The organism is Photobacterium kasasachensis, assembly GCF_050336885.1.
GTDB lineage: Bacteria > Pseudomonadota > Gammaproteobacteria > Enterobacterales > Vibrionaceae > Photobacterium > Photobacterium kasasachensis.
Genome location: NZ_JAKJSH010000021.1, coordinates 83,950 through 107,143 on the forward strand (window position 1 = coordinate 83,950; position 23,194 = coordinate 107,143).

The 23,194-nt window shown below is 53.8% G+C and carries 17 protein-coding genes; 14 read left to right on the forward strand and 3 right to left on the reverse strand.

Annotation, left to right across the window (positions count from 1 at the left end; genetic code table 11):
* The first annotated feature begins 101 nt into the window (after positions 1 to 101).
* Complete coding sequence (locus tag L4D19_RS24285; protein ID WP_428454595.1) at positions 102 to 713, forward strand: trimeric intracellular cation channel family protein; 612 nt, start codon at positions 102 to 104, stop codon at positions 711 to 713.
* A 162-nt stretch (positions 714 to 875) separates the two neighbouring features.
* On the opposite strand, the gene tyrS is transcribed toward L4D19_RS24285, so the two are convergent.
* Positions 876 to 2,063, reverse strand: a complete 1,188-nt coding sequence (gene tyrS, locus L4D19_RS24290) for a tyrosine--tRNA ligase (RefSeq protein ID WP_428454609.1) — start codon at positions 2,061 to 2,063, stop codon at positions 876 to 878.
* Positions 2,064 to 2,193: 130 nt separating this feature from the next.
* Here tyrS and shyC point away from each other — a divergent pair, with 130 nt between their 5' ends.
* Positions 2,194 to 3,513 carry a peptidoglycan DD-endopeptidase ShyC gene (gene shyC, locus L4D19_RS24295; RefSeq protein ID WP_428454596.1) on the forward strand — a complete coding sequence of 440 codons (1,320 nt, stop codon included), beginning with the start codon at positions 2,194 to 2,196 and terminating at the stop codon, positions 3,511 to 3,513.
* A 124-nt stretch (positions 3,514 to 3,637) separates the two neighbouring features.
* Here the strand turns inward: shyC and erpA are convergent, their stop codons facing one another.
* On the reverse strand, positions 3,638 to 3,979 hold the full coding sequence (gene erpA / locus L4D19_RS24300) for an iron-sulfur cluster insertion protein ErpA (protein WP_428454597.1): 342 nt from the start codon (positions 3,977 to 3,979) through the stop codon (positions 3,638 to 3,640).
* Between the two features lie 60 nt (positions 3,980 to 4,039).
* Entirely contained in the window at positions 4,040 to 5,443 is a 1,404-nt protein-coding gene (gene clcA, locus L4D19_RS24305; protein WP_428454598.1) for a H(+)/Cl(-) exchange transporter ClcA, read from the reverse strand.
* A gap of 254 nt (positions 5,444 to 5,697) precedes the next feature.
* On the opposite strand from clcA, the gene hemL reads away from it, so the two are divergent.
* The 12 genes from hemL to L4D19_RS24365 form a co-directional block, all read left to right on the forward strand.
* The gene (gene hemL, locus L4D19_RS24310; RefSeq protein ID WP_075762595.1) at positions 5,698 to 6,996 is read left to right on the forward strand and encodes a glutamate-1-semialdehyde 2,1-aminomutase; all 1,299 of its coding nucleotides are present in this window, start codon (positions 5,698 to 5,700) and stop codon (positions 6,994 to 6,996) included.
* A 287-nt stretch (positions 6,997 to 7,283) separates the two neighbouring features.
* On the forward strand, positions 7,284 to 8,369 hold the full coding sequence (locus tag L4D19_RS24315) for an AI-2E family transporter (protein WP_428454599.1): 1,086 nt from the start codon (positions 7,284 to 7,286) through the stop codon (positions 8,367 to 8,369).
* Between the two features lie 122 nt (positions 8,370 to 8,491).
* Complete coding sequence (gene rsmC / locus L4D19_RS24320; protein ID WP_428454600.1) at positions 8,492 to 9,511, forward strand: 16S rRNA (guanine(1207)-N(2))-methyltransferase RsmC; 1,020 nt, start codon at positions 8,492 to 8,494, stop codon at positions 9,509 to 9,511.
* 336 nt (positions 9,512 to 9,847) lie between these two features.
* Positions 9,848 to 13,234 (forward strand): hybrid sensor histidine kinase/response regulator, encoded by a 3,387-nt coding sequence (locus L4D19_RS24325; protein ID WP_428454601.1) that lies wholly within the window; start codon positions 9,848 to 9,850, stop codon positions 13,232 to 13,234.
* Between the two features lie 775 nt (positions 13,235 to 14,009).
* The gene (locus L4D19_RS24330; RefSeq protein ID WP_428454602.1) at positions 14,010 to 15,689 is read left to right on the forward strand and encodes an ABC transporter substrate-binding protein; all 1,680 of its coding nucleotides are present in this window, start codon (positions 14,010 to 14,012) and stop codon (positions 15,687 to 15,689) included.
* 145 nt (positions 15,690 to 15,834) lie between these two features.
* Positions 15,835 to 16,821, forward strand: coding sequence for an ABC transporter permease (locus tag L4D19_RS24335; protein ID WP_075762599.1), 987 nt, complete (start codon positions 15,835 to 15,837; stop codon positions 16,819 to 16,821).
* A gap of 2 nt (positions 16,822 to 16,823) precedes the next feature.
* Entirely contained in the window at positions 16,824 to 17,852 is a 1,029-nt protein-coding gene (locus L4D19_RS24340; protein WP_428454603.1) for an ABC transporter permease, read from the forward strand.
* Positions 17,852 to 18,823, forward strand: coding sequence for an ABC transporter ATP-binding protein (locus tag L4D19_RS24345; RefSeq protein WP_160649520.1), 972 nt, complete (start codon positions 17,852 to 17,854; stop codon positions 18,821 to 18,823). The genes L4D19_RS24340 and L4D19_RS24345 overlap by 1 nt, the downstream gene beginning before the upstream one ends.
* Before the next feature lie 29 nt (positions 18,824 to 18,852).
* Positions 18,853 to 19,848, forward strand: coding sequence for an ABC transporter ATP-binding protein (locus L4D19_RS24350; protein ID WP_160649519.1), 996 nt, complete (start codon positions 18,853 to 18,855; stop codon positions 19,846 to 19,848).
* A gap of 11 nt (positions 19,849 to 19,859) precedes the next feature.
* Positions 19,860 to 21,596 carry a glycoside hydrolase family 9 protein gene (locus L4D19_RS24355; RefSeq protein WP_428454604.1) on the forward strand — a complete coding sequence of 579 codons (1,737 nt, stop codon included), beginning with the start codon at positions 19,860 to 19,862 and terminating at the stop codon, positions 21,594 to 21,596.
* The gene (locus L4D19_RS24360; RefSeq protein WP_428454605.1) at positions 21,589 to 22,476 is read left to right on the forward strand and encodes a glucosamine kinase nucleotide-binding domain-containing protein; all 888 of its coding nucleotides are present in this window, start codon (positions 21,589 to 21,591) and stop codon (positions 22,474 to 22,476) included. Before L4D19_RS24355 ends, L4D19_RS24360 begins: the two co-directional genes overlap by 8 nt.
* A 9-nt stretch (positions 22,477 to 22,485) precedes the next feature.
* The coding region (locus tag L4D19_RS24365) for a glycoside hydrolase family 20 zincin-like fold domain-containing protein (RefSeq protein WP_428454606.1) at positions 22,486 to 23,194 on the forward strand (709 nt) is incomplete at its 3' end.

The following is a 23,194-nucleotide window of genomic DNA, read 5'->3' on the forward strand; positions in this document are numbered from 1 at the left end:
GTGAATAAGCTCACAAAGCCACTGCAGCAAGTTGTACCGCTAACATATCGTCGTACAATCTCAGCCGATTTCACTTCACTTCAGAGCTAGCAGGTAAAGATATGCTTATCTATGTTCTCGATATGTTCGGCACCGCCGTGTTTGCCGCATCGGGTGTATTAATGGCGGGCCGTCTGCGTATGGACCCATTTGGCATCGTCGTGCTTGCCAGCGTCACCGCCATTGGCGGCGGGACAATCCGCGATATGGCGCTCGGGGCAACGCCTGTTTTCTGGATCACCGATACCGCCTACCTATGGGTGATCTTTATTACCTGTCTGATCGCCATGCTGGCGATACGCAAGCCAAAGCAAATGCCCTGGTATTTCCTGCCCGTTGCCGATGCCATCGGGCTGGCCGTGTTCGTCGCAATCGGCGTCGAGAAAGCCCTGCGTTTTGGCGCCTCTCCGATGGTCGCTGTGATTATGGGGGTAATGACCGGCTGTGGCGGTGGGGTGATACGCGATATTCTCGCGCGTGAAATCCCGATGGTGCTGCGAACCGAAGTGTACGCCACTGCCTGTATTCTCGGGGGGATAGTCCATACTACCGCGCTGATGATGCATGTCGATGCCTCGGTAGCCACACTGGCCGGGGTCATCACCACCCTGACCATCCGTCTGGCAGCAATCCGCTGGCACCTTTCATTGCCAACCTTTGTCCCGCGGCAATGACCGCAAACCAGGCGGACCAGTTGGTTCCGTTTCAGCCGATAGTATCGCGATAAAGAACCGCCGGAAGGCGGTTTTTTTACACCCAGGAGACAGTTATAGCCTAGGAAACAGGCATAAAAAAAGGCGCTCGAGGCGCCTTTTCATCAATGCAGAATGACCGGGTTACTTTAGGGTAACACGTGCAAACTTACGCTTACCAACTTGGTAGACCGCCGTACTGGCAGCCGGTACCAGTTTGGTATCTTCAATCTTGTCACCGTCAATCTTCGCAGCACCCTGGCGGATCATACGCATTGCATCAGACGTTGAGTTTACCAGCCCAGCCTCTTTCAGCAGGTTACCGATGGCAATACCGGCATCGAATTCAAATTCCGGCATTTCATCAGGCATCGCACCTTTCTGGAAGCGATTGATAAACTCCTGCTCAGCAGCATCGGCATCGGCTTCAGAATGGAAGCGCGCAATGATTTCCTTAGCCAGCAGAATCTTGATATCACGAGGGTTTTTACCGTTCGCCATATCTTTCTTGAATTGCTCAATCTCTTCAAGCGGACGGAAAGACAGCAGCTCGTAGTAGTTCCACATCAGATCATCAGAGATCGACATGATTTTACCGAACATTTCGCTTGGTACATCTGCGATGCCGATATAGTTGTGAGCAGACTTGGACATCTTCTTCACGCCGTCCAGGCCAACAAGCAGCGGCAGGGTCAGGACAACCTGCGGCTTCTGGCCGTTAGCCTTCTGCAACTCGCGGCCCATCAGCAGGTTGAACTTCTGATCAGTGCCACCCAGCTCGACATCTGTCTCCATCGCTACCGAGTCGTAGCCCTGCAGAAGCGGGTACATGAATTCATGGATAGCAATTGGACGGCCTTCGTTGTAACGCTTTTTGAAATCATCACGTTCCAGCATACGCGCCACGGTCTGATTGGCCGCCAGGCGGATCATGCCTTCGGCACCCAGCTCGGATAGCCATGAAGAGTTGAACTCAATCTTGGTCTTGGCCGGGTCCAGGATCTTGAAAACCTGCTCTTTATACGTTTCTGCGTTAGCCAGAACGTCTTCACGCGTCAACGGCGGACGGGTGGTATTTTTACCCGTCGGATCACCCACCATACCGGTAAAGTCACCAATCAAAAACGTTACTTCGTGTCCCAATTCCTGGAAAGTACGTAACTTGTTAAGAATGACGGTGTGGCCCAGGTGAATATCCGGCGCTGTTGGATCGGCACCTAGCTTAATTCGCAAAGGACGGTTTTCTTTTAACTTAGCAATTAGCTCTTCTTCTGGTATCAGCTCGTCGACACCACGCTTAATTTCCGCTAAAGCTTGTTCAATGCTGGCCATTCTTGTTCGCTCCCACAGAATTGGCAAAAAAGTCATAGTCGACCATCTTACTTGAATAGCGATGTTTTTTGAAACCAGTTAGACTAAGCGTTGTCTTATTTTTCCCTTATTGCGCAAAAAAAACCTATCAATGCTAGTATCGAAACTTCTCCGGCTGCCAAGGATGCACCAAATACTGATCACACTGCTCAGTGCCATTGTGGTACTGCTGATCCTACTGCCGGGCTCAGAGAACAGCGGCCATCCGGAGCGCAAGTTTGAAATCGGTAAAGTCTACCCGCTTGATATCAACCTTGAGGCCCATCAACTGCGGCCGTTGGCAAAAGACGAAATACCAGCCGTACCGGAGCTGAACTGGAAAGAACATACCGTAAAGTCAGGCGAGAGCCTGGCCGTTATATTTGACAAAGTCGGACTGTCACCAGGCACCCTCTACCGACTGGTCAATGCCGATGAAGGCACCAAGAGCCTGACCCGTCTGCGTCCTGGCGATCTCCTGAAGTTTGGCTTTGACGAGAACAATGAGCTGGTACAGCTTATCCAGCCGCAAAGTGCCACCGACACCCTGGTGATCACCCGCACCGGCGATAGCTACCACTCCAGCGAAGAGAGCAAGTCTGTTGATACCCAGCTTAACTTTGCCCAGGCGATTATTACGTCCAGCTTCTGGAATGCCGCCGACAAAGCCGGGCTGACAGCCAACCAGATCATGGAAATCGCCGGGATCTTCGGCTGGGATATCGACTTTGCCCTGGATATCCGCCAGGGAGACAGCTTCTCGGTGCTGTTCGAGGAACGCTTTGTCGAAGGCGAGCCTATCGGGCGCGGCAACATTGTGGCTGCAACCTTTACCAACCTGGGGGAAACCTTCACCGCGGTACGCAGCAAAAGCGGTCAGTATTATGATAAGGAAGGACGGGCAATGCGTAAGGCATTCCTGCGCTCGCCGATTAACTTCCGCTACGTCAGCTCCAACTTCAACCCTCGCCGCCTTCATCCGGTGACCGGCAGAGTCAAGGCGCACCGGGGAACCGACTATGTCGCCCCTGTTGGTACACCTATCTGGGCCGCCGGCGACGGTGTGGTCATGAAGTCTGGCTATAACAAGTTCAACGGCAACTATGTGTTCATCCGCCATAGCTCGACCTACGTGACCAAATATCTGCATATGACCAGACGCAAGGTGAAAACTGGCCAGCGTGTGAAACAGGGGCAGACCGTCGGCACGCTGGGAGGAACAGGCCGGGTAACAGGCCCTCACCTCCACTATGAATTCCTGGTCAATGGTGTACATAAAAACCCACGGACGGTGAAGCTGCCTCAGGCCAACTCACTCAAAGGAGCCGAGAAGACACAATTCAAGAAATATGCCAGCGAGCGCCTGAACCAGTTGTCGCAGTACAGCCAGTTTATCGCCGATAACAGCCCGCTGCTTATCAACCGGGGTTAACCGCGCAGTTTTAGCCACATGCCCATCAACAAAAAAGCCGTCACGGATGTGACGGCTTTTTGCTATCTGAGTTGCTCTCACTGCATCAGTAGAGCTGCGTGAAAGCTATTGCTGTTTTCGACGATTAAACGCTGAATGATGCACCACAACCACAGGTTGTCGTTGCATTCGGGTTGTTCACAAAGAAGCGGGACCCTTCCAGGCCTTCGGTGTAGTCAACCGTACCGCCGAGCAGGTACTGCAGGCTCATAGGGTCTACCACCAGCGTCACACCACTGTTTTCAATTGTGGTATCGCCTTCATTCACTTTTTCATCAAAGGTAAAACCATACTGGAAACCGCTACAACCACCGCCGGTGATGTAAACGCGCAGCTTCAGCTCTGGGTTTTCTTCCTCGGCGATTAGCGCTTTCACTTTATTCGCTGCAACATCAGAAAAATTCAGCGGCAAATTGGCATCGCTCATTAAAAACCTCTCAAACACATACGGTAATTAACCTGATTATCTAATACCTGACTATCTCGTTCAAGTATTGACCACTTCAGACTGTGCTCTTTGGGCAATTTTTTCCTTTTCCATCTTACGGCGCAAGAGCAGAGAGTAAATAGGTTGCCCACCCAACACCTGAGCCAGCATGGTCGCCCCCAGCGTAGTAATAATCAGCGGCAAAATTAGGTGGTAGTTATTGGTCATCTCAATCACCAGCAAAATCCCGGTAATTGGCGCCCTTACGGTCGCCGCAAACAATGCCCCCATCCCTGCAATGGCAAACATACCCGGCTCGAGGCCGAGATCGGGAAAAGCCATCTGTGCCACCGAGCCAAAAAAAGTCCCAAACAAGGTGCCAAGGGCCAGCATCGGAGCGAAAATGCCTCCCGGCGCACCAGAGCCAAAGCACAATAAGGTTGTCGCGACACGGGCCAGAAACAGGATCAGCAGCAAGCTGACACTGTATTCACCATTGGTCGCGCTCGGGATCAGGGCTATCCCTCCCCCGGTCAGCTCCGGCAAATACAGCAGCAATAGGCCAAAACACCCACCCAGTATGGTCCCTGTCAGGATATAGCGCCTGCGCTCATTTCGGTGAATACGGTCAAACAGGTCCTGGGCCAGTGTCACCAGGCGGTTAAACACAACGCCGAACACCCCGAAGAACATCCCGAGCAGCAAAAACAGCCACAGAGACTTCAGTACCGGCGCATCATACTGCGGCATGGTGATCACCGCATGCTGTCCCTGAATACTGCGAAAGACAATATTGGCGACAATGGCCGATATCAGCACACACTTGATAGAGATTAGGCTGTAGCGAAACTGCGGCCGCATCTCCTCGACCACAAACATGATCCCGGCCAGCGGCGCATTGAACGCCGCCGCCAGTCCGCCCGCGGCACCGGAGGCCAGCAGGGCATGGCGCCCTTCCTTATCCTTGAGGCGGAAAGTATCCGAAACCATCCGGCCGATGTTACCGCCCATCTGTACCGAGGGACCTTCCCGGCCAAGCACCATGCCGGAGCCCAGCGCCCCCAGGCCACCGATAAACTTCACCGGCAGTACCCGCCACCAGCGAACCGGGCGAACGTCATCCATCGCCCCCTCGATTTCGGGGATCCCGGATCCCGCCGCCTCCGGGGCAAAGCGATGTACTAGGTAATAGCCGATCGAAGCCAGTACCGCACTGATCAGAAATGCCGCCAGCCATAATGGCAGCCAACTGCTAATCACGTCTCTCAGCCACTCCGTTCGCTGCTCGGACACCCAGTGAACCGTGATTTCAAACAAGGTAGCAATCAGACCGGCAGCCAGGCCGACCAGTGCAGAAAGAAACAGTACCGATACCGGTGTTTTATCACGAGAAAGAAAACGCCGAACCAACCCGCTTGGTTGCAGGCGTTCAGGCGCAGGAGTGCCTTGGGTGTTGTCAGTCATTAGTCAGCCGTATCTTTGAGTAGATTGCCCCGGCAGGGGCAGACAGGAAGGACGAAATTCGTCTGCGCTAAGAGTAGCCGACAATGCCCTCTTTTTACACTGCCAATGTTGAAAACTAGCTTTCCATCCGTGCCAAAACGGCGGCGGGATCTGGCCGGGCGCACATTCCTTCAATTCTCTCGCCAAGTTCCCGGAATTTTAGGTACAATGCCGACACTTTAAATCAGGTAATATTTGAAAAATAGGACATAACCATGAGCAAGTCAGCTGATTTATTTGCTAAAGCACAAGAAACGATCCCTGGCGGTGTGAACTCACCGGTTCGTGCATTTGCCGGTGTTGGCGGCAGCCCGCTGTTTATCGAGCGAGCTGACGGCGCCTACATTTTTGATGCTGATGGCAAAGCCTATATCGACTATGTTGGCTCTTGGGGTCCTATGATTCTGGGTCACAACCACGTCGCTATTCGTGATGCCGTGATCAAGGCAGCCCAGCAGGGACTGAGCTTCGGCGCACCGACCGAAATGGAAGTGACCATGGCGGAGCTGGTCTCCAAGCTTGTTCCGTCAATGGAAATGGTACGTATGGTGAGCTCAGGTACCGAAGCGACTATGAGTGCCATCCGCCTTGCCCGCGGCTTTACCAACCGCGACAAAATCATCAAGTTCGAAGGCTGCTACCACGGCCATGCCGACTGCCTGCTGGTAAAAGCCGGCTCGGGCGCCCTGACACTGGGCCAACCAAGTTCTCCGGGCGTACCGGCAGATTTTGCCAAGCACACACTGACATGCACCTATAACGATCTGGATTCTGTCCGCGCGGCATTCGCTGAGCACCCTGAGCAGGTTGCGTGTATTATCGTCGAGCCGGTAGCCGGCAACATGAACTGCATCCCGCCGGTTCCGGGCTTCCTGGAAGGCCTGCGCGAGATCTGTGACGAGTTCGGTGCCCTGCTGATCCTTGATGAGGTGATGACAGGCTTCCGTGTATCGGAAGGCGGCGCGCAGGGGTATTACAATATCAAGCCGGATCTGACCACGCTGGGTAAAGTGATCGGTGGCGGTATGCCAGTCGGTGCATTCGGCGGCCGCCGTGATGTGATGCAATATATCGCGCCAACCGGCCCGGTATATCAGGCGGGCACCCTGTCGGGCAACCCGGTTGCGATGGCTGCCGGCCATGCCTGCCTAAGCGTTCTGACCAAAGAAGGTAACGAAAAGCGTCTGGCCAATACCACCCAGCGTCTGGCTGACGGTTTCAAGGCACTTGCTGACAAGCACGGTATCGCCCTGCAGACCAACCAGGTTGGTGCGATGTTCGGTTTCTTCTTTACCGAACAGTCAAGCGTTAGCTGCTTTGATGATGTCACCAAGTGCGACATCGAGCGCTTCAAGCGCTTCTTCAACCTGATGCTTGAAAAAGGGGTTTACCTGGCACCCTCTGCCTATGAAGCCTGCTTTACGTCACTGGCTCACGGCGAGAAAGAAATCGAAGCGACCCTGGACGCTGCTGACTTTGCCTTTGCAACCCTGGCCGCTGAAGCCAACGCCTAAGCCGTCAACAGCAATACTTATTGAAACGCCACTCATCGAGTGGCGTTTTTCGTAGCAGCCTGCCCCCTTACTGCCAGAAAATAATCGCGAGGGCTGCCAGTATCACGAGTACCCATACTGCCAGCGGAATCCTACGCTTCTTTTTTGTTTCGCAGCCGCAGTCACAACACCCCATCGCTCCGAGCCTCTCAATAGTTAAAATATTTGATTTATTTGCTACTTACGCAAGCGGATGCAATTATAAGCCACGCTCGATGCAGTGTTAACAAACAGAAAGGATAATCACAGTGCCCAAACCCTTTAAAGCCGAATCACGCCACTGGATGCTAATCGCCGCGCTGGCGCTCGCCGCCTATGCGAGCTACCGCCTGATAGAACCGTATCTGGGGCCGATTGTGATGGCCTTTATCATTTCTCTGCTCTATTACCCGCTGCATGCAAGGGTAGAGGCGAAAATTCCACGTCAGCCCAATGCGGCATCGATGATTTCATGTACCCTGCTCACCTTTATCATCGTGATCCCGGTACTGGTTGTCTTCACCTCGATAGTCCATCAGGGCTCGACCTTTTCCAAGGACAGCTATGTCTGGCTAACCACCGGTGGTGCCAAGGAAATGCTGTCTCACCCGATCACCGTAAAAGCCCTGTCGCTTATCGAGCAGTACTCGCCTTTCGAGCCGCTTGATGCCCAGGCCGTTGTTCAGAAGATTGCCGCGGCGGCCTCCAAGTTTGGTGCCCAGCTGCTCAATATCAGCGCCAGGCTTCTCGGGGATGCCACCAACTTTGTGATTAGCTTTATGCTGATGCTGTTTGTGCTGTTCTTCCTGCTTCGTGACCACAAGAAGATGGTATCGGCCATTCGCCATGTCCTGCCGCTATCCCGCAGCCAGGAAGATGCCGTGCTGACAGAAGTCGAGCAGGTGGCCAAGTCGGCGGTACTGGGATCATTCCTCACAGCGCTGGCCCAAGGTTTCGCGGGCGGTTTTGCAATGTGGCTGGCAGGTTTTCCCGGCCTGTTCTGGGGCTCGATGATGGCCTTTGCCTCATTCATTCCGGTATTCGGTACGGCCCTGATTTGGCTGCCAGCCGCTATCTACCTCTTGCTGATCGACCAGTGGGAATGGGCAATGTTTCTGGCTGGCTGGGGTATTGTCGTGGTCGGCTCCATCGACAACTTCCTTCGCCCGCTGTTGATGCAGGGCAACTCCAGCATGAACACCCTGCTGATCTTTTTCTCCATCCTCGGCGGCCTGCATCTGTTTGGCTTAATCGGCCTGATTTACGGCCCGATTATCTTTGCCGTCACTCTGGTACTGTTCAAGCTCTATGAAGTCGAATTTAAAGACTTTTTGGATAATCAGGATCAAAGCTAGTCCCTGATTTCCAGCCTATAGCAACAAAGCCGCCTCTTCGCGGCTTTGTTCGTCTTTTCATAGCCAGTGATTTATGGAACAATTCGCGCCCTTACTCCATGTAAAGCTAAACTGAGGCCGTTATGTCCTATACTGCTGCAAGCCAGGTTGTTGCCCGCCAGCTTGAGTTTTTTGAAAATCGCAAGGTCCTTGTCGTCGGTGAGCTCTCTGACTCATTTCCGCTTGAACTGACGCAGGTGGCCCAGTCAGTGGCAGTATTTACCACCAATTACGGCTATTACCGCAGCATGAGTCGGCACAGCCAGATCCAGTCCTACTTCGGTGCCGAGCTGGTCGATGATGCCGATATCGACATGATCCTGCTCTACTGGCCAAAAGCCAAGGCTGAAGCCGAATACCTGCTGGCCATGTTGCTGGCGAAATTCGGTCCCCAGACCGAGATCTGTGTCGTCGGAGAAAACCGCAGCGGTATCCGCAGTGCCGAAAAGCTCTTTAAACCCTACGGCCCGCTGACCAAATACGACTCAGCCCGCCGCTGCAGCTTTTACTGGGGACGCTGTGACAATGCCGCGCCAGCATTCGAACTGAGCAGTTGGTTCCGTAGCTACCCAATCAAGGTAGCCGGCACAGAACTGACGATCCGCTCTCTGCCGGGCGTATTTAGCCACGGCGAGTTTGACAAGGGATCGGAGCTGCTGCTTGATACCCTGCCGGCACTCAATGGCAAGGTACTGGACTTTGGTTGCGGTGCCGGCGTTATCGGCGCCGTCATGAAAACCAACAACCCGGATATTGACCTGGAGCTTTCTGACATCAGCGCCCTGGCGATTGAATCTGCCCGCGAGACATTCCGGATCAACAATCTCGACGCCAAGTTTGTCGCAACCGATGTCTATGCTGCGCTGGAAGGCCCGTATGATTACCTGATCAGCAACCCGCCTTTCCATGCCGGCCTGAAAACTTTCTATGCCGCCACCGAGGACTTTATTGCCCAGGCGCCGGGCTACCTGCGCCCTGAAGGCCAGCTGATCATCGTAGCCAACAGCTTCCTGCGCTATCCGCCGTTGATAGAAGCCAGCCTGGGTAACTGCGACATCGTTGCCAGTACTAATAAATTCAATATTTACGCCGCGAAAAAATAACCATTCTGGGCTGAGTATATACTCAGCCCAATCCTTCCATTCACGAGAATTAACGGCAATTATTCTAATTTAGTGCCAATTTCACCCCATGGCCTCGTTAAGATTGTCAATAATGTGTTTCGGCACACGCTTCCCTGCTCACTTACTTGATCGCATAAAAAAACTCAGTAAAACTGGAAACCTTGGTGTAATTGCCTTTTTTAGCCTCTGTTCCGACCCGGTGCCCCACGCTAAAAACGTCAAAATCACCTCCGAATTTTCAGTCAAACTGAGTTGCAATTAATCATACGTTGAATTTTATCACCCACATCCAATAGGTTAATTTCAGGCACAGGAATGCAGAATACTACCCGTTTCAAGCGCCTCCAGCATACGCTCATGCTGGCTTTTCTCGTGCTCAGCATTACCCCGCTGACACTCTCGGCCCTGTTCTTTCTTAACTCTCATACCAATGATCTCACCGCGCAAAGCACCAACCACCTTGCGTCGCTGCTGGAGAACAAGCAAAAACAGCTTAACAGCTACTTTGCCGCCAGAGAGTCAGAGGTACAGAGCTTTGCCCGCTCAGAGCTGGCCAACGCCAGTGGAGGACGTTTCTACGGGCTGGTAGGCGCCTATCACCAGTTGGGGGATATCTCGGCGCTGACCAAGGGCGGTGACACCAGCCGTTACTTTACCGAAACCCTTATTGCCAAGCCCCATAACAGTGCCTATAGCGGAAACTATGTCGGCCATGAACGCTATCGCCTGATGTATAAGCGCTATAACTGGGCTTATGACGAATACCTCAAGCGATCAGATTTCAGTGATATCTTGCTGGTCGATATCAAGGGGAACGTCGTCTATTCCGCCCATAGCCCCGATAAGTTCAGTGCCAACCTGCTTGCCGATGACAGTCCTTTCGAGGCCCTGCAGCAGACCTTTGCCGCAATAAAGAACAAGACCAAGCAACAACAAAGCGAACCGGAGCAAGTTCCTGTCGCCTTTACCGATTTCACCGCCACCTCTTCGGGCACAGAAAACGCAGCCTGGTTTGCTGCCCCTATCATTCAGCAGGGCTACCTGCACAGCTATGTGTTCTTCAAGCTCGGCAACCAGTCGATCAGCGACTTTATTGCTGATACCAGCAATAGTTCCAACCGTGTGCAGACGCTGCTGGTCGGCAGTGATCACCTGTCGCGACTGCCAAACGGCGACACGCTACCGCAGGATCTCTCGAGCCCAAGCATTGAAAAAGCCCTCAGCGGCCAGACCGGAGTCGGCAGCTTCCTCAACTTTAACCAGATCCCGGTATTGAGCGCCTTTGCCCAAATCAATGTGCTGGGCAACCCCTGGGCGCTGGTGGTCGAGCTCCCTGAAGAGGAGGCTTTTGCCCGGATCCGCCAGCTGGAGAAAATCTTCTCGGTCGCGATGATCACCGCCATCATTCTGGTAATTATCGCCTCCCACTGGCTCTCCAACTCCATCACCGCTCCCTTGCTGCGCCTCACCTGGGCGGCCGAGCGGGTCTCGGCCGGTGATATGGAGCAAGAGATCACCAGCACCGAACGCAGCGACGAAATTGGCCGCCTTGCAACCAGCTTTGCCAGAATGCAACGCTCGATCCGTGAGAAAATCTCCCTGATCCGCAAGCAAAATGCCGAGCTGGAGCAAAATCTGCAGGTCATCCAGCAGCAAAATGACGATCTGCAAACTGCCGACAAGCTGAAAGATGAATTCCTGGCCACCACGTCGCATGAGCTTCGTACACCGCTCCACGGTATGGTCGGCATTGCCGAATCTCTCCTGGCTGGTGCCAGCGGCCCGGTCCAGCATACCCAGCGCCGGCAGCTGGAAATGATGATTAACAGCGGCCAGCGCCTCACCAATCTGGTCGATGATCTGCTCGACTACCACAAGATGCGCTATGGCGATCTGGACATGAACAAGCAGGCGGTTGATCTGGCATCGGCCGTCCGTCTGGTACTGGAACTGTCCGGCCACCTGCTTGGTAGCAAGCCGGTTCGGATCATCAACCAAATACCGGATGATCTCCCGCTGGTGCTTGGTGACGAGCAACGCCTGGAGCAGGTGCTGTATAACCTCGTCGGCAATGCCATCAAATATACCTCGGAAGGCAAGATCATTCTGTCGGCGACCATCCTCGAAAACCAAATCCGTGTCCAGGTGGTCGATACCGGCCAGGGGATCCCGCCCGAGCAACTTGAACATATTTTCGAGCCGTTGATCCAGGCCAACACCAATGCCGCCCGCTACCGGCAGGGCTCCGGGCTAGGGCTGTCAATCAGCCGCCAGCTTATCGAACTGATGGGAGGCCGACTGTATGTCAGCAGTCAGCCTATGGTCGGGGCAACCTTCAGCTTTACCCTGAACCTGGCATCGGAAGAAGATATTGCCGATAGCCAGCTGGCCAGCCGCAGCTCCCATTTCCAGGTTCCCTCGCTGGATACCACCTTCTGCGAGACGGAAGACATCCCGGAAAATCCAGACGGCGAGTTGCTGCTAATTGTCGATGACGAGCCTGTCAACCTGCAGGTCCTCAATAACTTCCTGCGCCTTGAAGGCTACCGGGTAATTACCGCAGAAAACGGCCCGAGTGCATTGAAGCTACTGGAAAACCACAAACCGGCCCTTATTCTTCTCGACATCATGATGCCCGAAATGTCCGGGTATGAGGTTTGCCAACATCTTCGGCAGCAGTATTCCCGCCTCGAACTGCCTATCATCATGCTATCGGCTCTCGGGCAGGTACAGGATCGCGTCAAAGGGTTCGAGAGCGGCGCCAATGACTACCTGACCAAGCCTTTTAACAAGGAGGAGCTGACAGCACGGATCGGCGCCCATATCAGAGCCGGGCAAACAGAAGTTCAACACCAGAAGAATCAGGCGCTGAAGCAGGAAATTGAACGCAGGGAGCAAGTCGAAGCAGGCTTGCTCGAGGCACAGACCCGGTTGCTTGGCCTGCTGGAGTCCACCAGCGAAGCCATTCTCTGCGTCCAAGGCGGAGGACGCATACGCTATGCCAACAGTGCTGCTGGCAAGTTATTTCAGCGCGCTCCCGAACAACTGGAACGGCACAATATTGCGGATATCCTCGCCACTCACCTGCCCGAGGATATCAGCACCAGCCATCACTATAATGGCAGCCTGCTCTACCGTATCAGCGATGAGCTCGTCTCACTGGACACCGACGTGATAAATCTTCCAGAGGAGTCCGGTCTCCAGCGCATGTTCGTGTTCGACAATAATGGCCCGGCCACCCAGCAACGGGTTGAGGTGCTGGAAAATGCGATGGAGGTGCTTTCTGGCTTTGCCTTTGACGGCGACAAGGGATGCCTACAGCAACTGCGTGAGCTGGGCGGTGAATTTACCCGACTGGCCGACAAGCTGGATGACAACGGCAAAAACAAAACCGATTCGGTACGGGAACTGCTGGTCGAGGTCATGAAAGCCACCCTGAGTTTCTGGGAAGAATCGGCCAACAAAACCAAGTTTGAGCTGGCGGAAGAAAGCGGCCTGTGGCGCGTCTACCTCGACCGCAGCACACTGCAAACCCGCACGCTGGATAAGTACCTCCACCTTGAAACCCTGCCCAAGACCCCACGCTGGCGCACGGTACTCAATACCATCGACTTTGTGCTTGAGCGCTGCAGCACACCGAGTTCCGAGCGGCAACACATCGAAATGATGAAGGACAAGCTCCAGCACTTGATCGGCCAGTAGACTGTTTAGCGTTGGTGTAAACCACCATCAACCAGCCCGCAGATGCGGGCTTTTTTCTATCCCCCGCAATTGCATTCACATACCCGCCACCATCCCGCTTTTAATCTGACAGACAGCCCCCCCCTCTAACGGGCTCACGGAGGTTATGCGCTTAGCTTATTCCGCCCAACTATGATGCCCTCAGAGAGCTACAGCGAGGCTTATTTCCAGCCGTAAAGTATCCATTATTCCCATCGAAATATAGCCATTAAGGCACGAAAAAATCGCTCAAAATTAGCGCTAATCCGCCCGTTAAAAGGCGTATTACCCTTCAGATAGAAATATCTTTTAGTTTATGAGAAGCCAATCACAACAAATCAGGCCATGAAATTTTCCGCAGGGAATTAACCCTAAAACTTACTGTGCGTTACATCACAAAGGAATATTAGTCACTCCAACCCCTTTAATTTAAAAGTCCCCAGGAGAAGTGGTTACTAACAAAGACAATGAAACACGGCGTATGAATCGTGAGTTACCGCACACCACTTCAGATCTATTGACTAGCTCAACAATGGAGAATTAACGTTTTTTACAGTAACCCCTTTGGTTTTGACGGTTTTGACGGGCGGGCAGATTGACGATCATGTCAATCAAGGGTTTCCTTAAGGCACTTAGAGTCTACAAGGCCATTCGATGTGAGTGTGTCATTCACTCAGTCGGAGTGGGCTCGAAAGAGACCCTTCGGGGCATTCATTTTCCACAAGTGAAACAATAAGCAATAGAGTAAGGAACAGCTATGCTTGCCAATATTAAGAAAACCAAGTTAGCACTCGCAGTCGTTGCTGCAGCTTCCACAATGCTGACAGCGCCGGTAGCCTCTGCTGCCGAACGCACTGAACTAACCATGGTACCTAAGTTCTACCCTACTTTTGTTCGTAACTTTAACCCATTCCTGCAGACTCAGTTGGATACGGTCCAAGACTTTATCTACGAGCCTCTAGTCGTGTTCAACGAACTTCAGGGCAATAAGCCAGTAATGCGTTTGGCAACAGACTACTACATGTCTGATGACCTGATGAAAGTGACTTTCGAGATCCGTGACGGCGTCAAATGGTCTGACGGTAAAGCCTTTACCGCAGAAGATGTTGCCTTTACGTTCAACATGCTCAAGCAATACCCTGAGCTTGACCGTACCGGTATCAACCAGCGTCTGAAGTCTATTGAGGCATCGGGCGACAAAGTGACCTTCAACCTGACTGAAGCGAACTCAAACGTACCGTACCTGATCAATGAAGTGTCCGTCGTTGCCAAGCACATCTGGAGCAAGATTGAAGATCCGACACGCTTCACCAACGACAACCCTGTCGGTACCGGTCCATTTACCGAAGTCGAGAAGTTCACTCCACAACTTTACACCCAGTGCCGTAACCCACAATACTGGGACAACAGTAACCTGGATGTTGACTGTCTACGCCTACCTCAGGTAGCGGGCAACGACCAGTTCCTGGGTCAGGTCCTAAGCGGCCAGTTCGACTGGACATACTCGTTCATCCCTGATGTTGACAGCACATACGCAGCAGCCAGCCCTCATAACAAGTACTGGTATCCTGCGGGCGGCAGCCAGGCATTCATGTTCAACTACAAGTCGCCAAATGCCGGTAACAACGAAGCGATCAACAACATCGACTTCCGCCGTGCCTTCTCTATGGCTATCGACCGTGAAACCATCATCGATATCGCGTTCTACGGCGGCGGTGTGGTAAATGACTATGCTTCAGGTCTGGGTCAGGCATTTGCCTCTTGGTCTGATAACACTGTCTACAACAAGTACAAGCCATTTATGACGTACAACATCGAGAATTCAAAAGCATTGCTGAAAAAAGCAGGCTTCAAGGATCTTGATAAAGATGGCTTCGTAGAAACACCATCAGGCAAAAAGCTTGAGCTATCGATTCAGTCTCCAAGTGGCTGGACTGACTTCAACAACACCGTTCAGCTAGCCGTTGAAATGCTTGAAGAGGTCGGCATCAAGGCGAAAGCAAGCACACCTGACTTCTCTGTCTACAACCAGGCAATGCTGGATGCTAAGTATGACGTTGCCTACACCAACTACTTCCACGGCGCAGATCCTTACACTTACTGGGACAGCGGTTACCACTCACGCTTCCAGGCGAACCAGGGGATGCCTCGCTTTGCACTTCACTACTGGAGCAACAAAGAGCTAGACACGCTACTTGAAGGCTTCTACAAAACGGCTGATCGCAACGAGCAGATGAACATCGCTCATAAGATCCAGAAGATCATTGCCGAGAACCAAGTAACAGTCCCTGTTATGTCTGGTGCATACACTTCTCAGTACAACACCGCGCGCTTTACTGGCTGGTGGAACGAGAAGAATCCGAAGGGCCGTCCAATGCCTATCACCAATACACAAGAGCGTCTGCTACAAGTACTTGATCTAAAACCTAAAGCATAATTTTTAGGTGCTAACTTGCGGTGTGTACATTGCACACCGCCTCTTCCCCCCCTCTCTATTTAAAAGTTATGGCGCCTTGCGTCAGGGGGATTTCTGTCCTGAATCCAGCGCGGTCAATACAGGCTGGATGATTAAGGTGTGAGTTATGGGATTCTTTATACGACGGCTGTCTTTTTATTTGATAGCGCTTTTATTTGCGATAACGCTGAACTTCGTTTTACCACGCGCCATGCCCGGCGACCCGGTTACTATGATGTTCGCCAATGCAGCGGTACAGGTAACCCCTGAGCGCATCGCTGCCATGAAACAGCTACTGGGCTTTGTCGACGGCCCGATCTACGAACAGTATTTTGTCTACCTCAAAGGCATCTTGACCTGGGACCTGGGTATCTCTATCCAGACCTACCCGCAGACAGTAAATGATGTCATGGCCGGAGCCGTAGGCTGGTCACTCTTTTTGGCTGGTACCGCTGTTGTTCTCGCTTTCTGCCTTGGCTCGACACTGGGTATTTTTGCAGCCTGGAAGCGCGGCAGCAAATATGACGCCTTCATTTCGCCGGGAATGATGGTCGTGCAGGCCGTTCCACCCGTCGTTGTCGCGATGATCGTGCTCTACACCTTCGCAATCGGTCTGCGCTGGTTCCCGTCTACCTATGCCTATACCGCAGGTACTTCGCCAGACTGGACCAGTTGGGAGTTCATCAAGGACGTGCTCTACCACGCGGTGCTGCCGCTGTTCTGCGCCACCATCATCCAAATTGGCGGCTTCTTGATCAATATGCGTAACAACATGATCAACCTGCTCAACGAAGACTATATCACCATGGCCAAAGGTAAGGGCCTAAGTGAAAACCGCGTCGTTTTCAAATACGCAGCACGTAATGCCATGCTGCCAAGTGTCACCGCCCTGTCGATGGCACTGGGTATGGCAATCGGTGGCCAGCTCATTATCGAAATGATCTTCAACTATCCGGGCCTGGGTACGGTACTGCTAAACGCCATCAACGCACGTGACTACCAGGTTCTTCAAGGTCAGCTGCTCATTATGACCCTGTTTATGCTGTTCTTTAACTTCATGGCTGACATCCTCATCGTCGCACTTGACCCTCGCCTACGCAAGGGAGGCAAATAATTATGAAAGGTCTAATCAAGTTACTTTCCAGTAACCATAAAGCCCTGGCCGGCTTAACCATTATCGTGCTCTTTATTTTGGCCGCAATCTTTGCCCCGTTCATTACCAAGCACGTACCGAACAAGAAAACGGGTAACCCGCATGAGTACCCAGCGTTCGTCGTCAAGGCCGCGCAAAACAACCCTGACGGCTGGGTTGCTGAGAACCTGGCCGACAGCCGCCGTACCCTGCGCATGTCCAAAAAGGCGGACCATGTCCTGGGTACCACCCGCATGGGGCGTGATGTCTGGTCGCAGGTAGTCTACGGCGCACGTACATCGCTGGCCGTCGGCTTCGGTGCCGGCCTGATGGTATGTTTCCTGGCCACGCTTGTCGGGGTGTCTGCCGGGTACTTTGGTGGACGGGTCGATGACATTCTTTCCGCCGCCATGAACATCATGCTGGTTATTCCCCAGCTCCCCTTGCTGTTTGTTATCGCCGCCTTCATCGGGGAGGCCGGTCCCGTCACGATAACCCTGGTTATCGGGATCACCGCCTGGGCATGGGGTGCCAGGGTTGTACGTGCACAGACCTTGTCTATCCGGGAAAAAGAATTTGTCAAAGCCGCCGAGGTACTCGGTGAATCATCTATGCGGATCATCTTCGTCGAGATCCTGCCCAACCTGATTTCCATCGTGGGTGCGAGCTTCATCGGCTCGGTGATGCTGGCCATTATGACTGAGGCAACCCTGTCATACCTTGGTCTTGGCGACCCGGGCACCATCAGCTGGGGCAACATGCTGTACAACGTCCAGACATCATCTTCAATGCTGGTCGGCGCCTGGTGGGAACTCCTGGTTCCATGTATCGCGCTCACCCTGATTGCTGTCGGCCTGGCCCTGCTTAACTTTGCCGTCGATGAAATTGCCAACCCGCAGCTGCGTTCTCACAAAGGCATGCGTCGCTGGAAAAACATGGCCAAGCAAAATACCGAAAAACAACAAGAGACACTAGAAACCGCTCAGCCTGCCATGCAGGGAGGAGAAAAGTAATGACTAACCCACAGATCTCCATTCGCAATCTTTGTGTCGACTACATCACCGATGCCGGCGACGTCCGTGCGGTAAACAACGTCAGCTTCGATATCGGCAAGGGTGAGGTCTTTGGCCTTGCCGGTGAATCAGGCTGCGGTAAGTCTACTGTTGCCTTCTCGCTGATGCGCCTTCATAAGCCGCCAGCATTTATCACCGGCGGTGAGGTTATCTTTGACGGCCATGGCGATATTCTCAAGTACAGCGAGGCCGACATTTCGGCTTTCCGCTGGAGCCAGATGTCCATGGTGTTCCAGAGTGCGATGAACGCACTCAACCCGGTACTGACGCTGGAAGAGCAGTTCTGCGACGTGATCATGCGCCATACCAACATGACGCGCCAGCAGGCTGTTCGCCGCGCCGAAGGGTTGCTGGAGATTGTTGATATCCACCCGAGCCGCCTGCAGGACTTCCCGCACCAGTTTTCCGGCGGTATGCGTCAGCGCCTGGTCATCGCGATTGCCCTGGCCCTGAACCCGAAGATGATCATCATGGATGAACCGACCACGGCTCTGGATGTGGTGGTCCAGCGCGAGATCCTGCAAAAAATTTACGCACTAAAAGAGGAGTTTGGCTTCTCTATCCTGTTCATCACCCATGATATCTCACTGATGGTCGAGTTCTCCGACCGTATAGGGATCATGTACTCCGGCGAGCTGATCGAGGTTGCCCCGTCTAGACAGATCCTTGAGCAGCCGTTCCACCCATATACAGAAGGGTTGGGCAACTCCTTCCCGCCGCTGACAGGCCCGAAAACACGCCTGACCGGTATTCCCGGTAACCCGTTGAACTTGCTGGAAGTGCCTCAAGGATGCCGCTTCCAGGCCCGCTGTAGCAAAGCCCATGATGCCTGCTTCAGCAAAGCGACACAGCTACGTCAACTTGAACCCGGTCGTTTTTCAAACTGCCACCTATTCAATAAATGCAGTTAATAAAAAATAGGAAGCAATTAGGAGGCAATATGAGCAAACCTATCGGACAACCAATTATTGAAGGCAAAAATCTGATCAAGGATTTTGAGGTCAACAGTAATTCATTAACCAAATCCAAGATGCGCGCCATCAATGACGTATCTTTCAAGATGTACAAGAGCCGCGGCCTATCCGTTGTCGGCGAATCTGGCTCGGGCAAATCCACCACGGCGAAAATGATCGCCAAGATGTACCCGCCAACCGGCGGCCACATCGAGTACTACGGCCGGGATATTGCTGACATTAACAAGCACAGCGAGCTCATGGAGTATCGCCAGGGTGTCCAGATGGTATGGCAGGATCCGTTTGGTTCCCTGAACCCGACCCATACGATTTTCCACCACATCGCCCGTCCGTTGCTGATCCACAAGAAGATAACCTCCGGCAATAAGAAGGAGCTGGAAGAGAAGGTCTACAGCCTGCTTGAACAGGTGGGTCTGATCCCGCCCAAAGAAACGGCGGCCAAATTCCCCCACCAGCTTTCCGGTGGCCAGCGCCAGCGCGTCAACCTGGCCCGCAACATTGCCGTCGGTGCCGAGGTTGTCCTTGCTGACGAGCCGACCTCAATGCTGGACGTCTCGATTCGTGCCGGGGTTCTCAACCTGATGGAAGAGATGAAGTTCGAGCGCGAGATGGCCCTGCTGTATATCACCCATGATATCGCGACTGCCCGCTATATTGCCGAGGATCTGGCCGTGATGTATGTCGGCCACATGGTGGAATGGGGCGATACCGAGGAGATCATCCATGATCCCCAGCACCCGTATACCCAGCTGCTGGTCTCGGCGGTGCCGGATCCAAGCAAGTCCATCCACGAGAAACTAAAAGGCAACAAGGGCGAGATCCCGCTCTGGACACCGGAAAGCCTTGGCTGCCCGTTTGCCGGTCGCTGTACCCATGCAACCAACAAGTGCCGCGAACAGCTTCCGGCCGTAACCCAGCTATCAGAAAACCATTTCGTACGTTGTTACCTATACGAGAACTAATTGGAGGATAAATGCAGCTGTTAACGAACCACCTAGGCTATGAGCGTTTTGGTGCCAAGCAGGCTATCCTGCTGGCGGAACCCGGTTTGCCGGCACCCCATGCAGAGATTATTCGCTGCCAAGATGCCCAACCTATTATGCAGCTGCCACTCAAAGCCTGTGGCCCAGTCGCACAATGGCACACGGGCTACACCTACTCGATTGACTTCACGGCGTTCACAGGGTGCGGTGAATTCCGCCTCCAGGTTGGCGAGCTCCTCTCCGAGCCTTTTACCATTGCCGAAGGGCTGCTTATGCAGCGTACCTTCAGCGATGTACTGCACTACTTCAAGTCCCAGCGTTGCAGCGGTGTTTTTGACCATGCCGACCAGCATGCGCCGTTACTTGGCAGCATAGACACGGCTGATGTCCGCGGCGGCTGGTATGACGCCTCGGGCGATGTCAGCAAATATCTCAGCCACCTGTCTTATAGTAACTACCTGAACCCCCAGCAGACCCCGATGGTAGTCTGGAATATGTTCAGGGCCTTTGAGCTGCTCGAAGGCGAGGAAGATATAGCCGACATCACCCGAATACGTCTGCTGGAAGAGGCCTACCACGGTGCGGACTTCTTGCTCCGGATGCAGCACCCGCAGGGCTTCTTCTATATGACGGTATTCGACAAATGGAGCAAGGATACCAAGCAGCGGGAGATCTGTGCGTACACCACCCAGGACGGTATTAAATCGGACGATTATCAGGCTGCATTCCGTCAGGGCGGCGGCGTAACCGTTGCCGCGCTGGCTGCGGCATCACGTTGGCTCGCATCAGAACAGGTTACCCGACTTGGATGGAATGACGAAACCCAAGGCGAAGCCTACCTGCAGGCCGCCGAGAAAGGCTACTGGCACCTGGTTGAGGTGAACACCCAGTACCTCAACGACGGTACCGAGAACATCATCGACGAGTACTGCGCCTTGCTGGCGGCAGTAGAGCTGTTCAAAGCCACCGGCAACAACCGCTATCTTGATCAGGCCCGAGGCTGGGCCAAGAAACTGGCCTCCCGGCAAATGTCTGATCAAGACCAGCAGCATTTCTGGTCGGCCAACAACGACGGCAGCCGCCCGTACTACCATGCTGCCGAAGCAGGATTGCCAGCCATCAGCCTGATGCAATACCTGGCGATAGAAACTGATGAAACGCTGCACCAGAGCCTGAATCAAACACTGAGCAATGCGCTGCACTTCGAGCTAAGGATCACCCGGGAAGTCACCAACCCATTCGGTTACCCGCGTCAGTATGTCAAACCCGTTGACGGTGAGAAATCCAGCAGCTTCTTTGTTCCTCACCACAACGAAAGCGGCTACTGGTGGCAGGGTGAAAATGCCCGCCTGGGCTCACTGGCCTCCATGGCGTATCTGGCGCAGGCCTACCCGCTCGACAGCACCCTGAAGTCAGAACTGAAAGCCTACGCGCAAAAGCTGACTGACTGGCTGCTGGGTCTCAACCCCTTCGACATGTCGATGCTGGACGGCCACGGACGCAACAACCCGGACTACCTGCCCGAGCTGGGGTTCAGCAACGCCAAGGGCGGTGTGTGCAACGGCATCACCTCTGGCTTCGACAACGAGCAGGATATCGCCTTCAAACCGATTCCGTACAAAGATGACATGCTGCAAAACTGGCGCTGGGGAGAGCAGTGGATCCCGCATGGCGGCTGGTATTTGCTCGCAATAACAACTCAATATAAGGAGCGACACCTTGGCTAGTACAATCAAATATTACGTCGGCGTAGACGGGGGCGGCACCTCGTGCCGGGCCCGGATCTGCGATTTGGAAGGTCACTGTCTTGGCGAGGCCAAAACCGGCAGTGCCAATATCATGCTGGGCGGCAGTGTCGCCATGGCATCGATTCAGGATGCCATTGCCACCGCGGCCTCTCTGGCAAATCTCACCGAGGCCGACTACGGCAGCATGTCGGTCGGCCTGGCTCTGGCTGGTGCCGAGCAAAAAGAATCCTGGCACGAATTCATGGCGCTTCCCCACCCTTATGGTGCCGTCACGTTAAATACCGACGCCTACGGGGCATGTCTTGGGGCCTGGAAAGGTGAAGAAGGCGCAATCCTGATCGCCGGTACCGGTTCGTGCGGGATTTTGCTGAAAGATAAGCAGCAACAGGTTATCGGCGGCCGCGAGTTCCCAATCTCCGATCACGGCGGCGGTGCCGTCATGGGACTTCGCCTCATCCAGCAGGTACTGCTCAGTGTCGACGATATCGTTCCTCACACGTCGCTGGCCCAGCATGTCATGAAGCATTTCGACAACGATGTCGATGCCGTTGTCAGCTGGTCCAAAACAGCCCGTCCGTGCGACTACGGTCAGTTCTCGCCAGCCATTTTTGCCCATGCGGCCGAAGGTGACAGCCTGGCGATCGAGATGCTCAAGCAGACGGCGGCGGATGTCGAAATGTTGCTATCTGCACTGTTCAGGCGCGGTGCCGAGCAAGTCTGCCTGATGGGCAGTATCGGCGAGCATATCCAGCCTTGGCTGGCACCTCCGTTCAAAACCCGGCTTGCTCTTCCCCAGGGAGATGCCATGGACGGGGCAATTGCAATGGCAAAAGGTTGTCACAACCTTTACCCACTTTAAGAGGCTACTATGAGTTACCGTCTCGATTTGACCGTGATAAGCAAAAATGAGCAGCAGTCTCGTTTTGCCCTGACCTTGCACAATCTGAGTGATCAGGCACAGAACAACTGGGCGCTGCATTTTACGTTCTGCCGCTGGATTCAGGCAGAATCGCTTTCAAACGGTCAACTCAAGCAACTGGGTAGCTACTGCATTCTGACGCCGGGAAACTCGGCGTCATTAAGCCCTAACTCCCATTTCTATACGGAATTCACCGTCAATACCAAGCCCTTCACGATGTACGACGAAGGGATCGTCGATGCCTTCCTGAATACCTCGCCAGAAGGCAGTTTCATCAAGCCGCTGCCGGTAAAAATCACCACGGTCAACCTCGATCAGCCGGCTACCGAGCCGTTGCCGATCCCTCTGCCCGACGCCAAGCTCATCAACCTGATCCCGCTGCCGGGGTCACTGATCAGACTGCCCGGCGAATTCATGCTGAAATCGGGAACGGCCATCACGCCTCCGACGGATAAGGCCTGCGGCAGCTCACGCTGGCTTCAGGCCGAGCTGTGCCAGCTGCTGCACGAAGATATCCCGGTTTGCCAGGACGGTAATATCAGCTATCAGTATCACGAAGATCTTGCCGACGGCGCCTACTGCCTGCTGGTCGAACCCGATCATATCTGGCTTCAGGCCGGATCGGAGAGCGGGTTTGCCCATGCAACCGCCAGCCTGC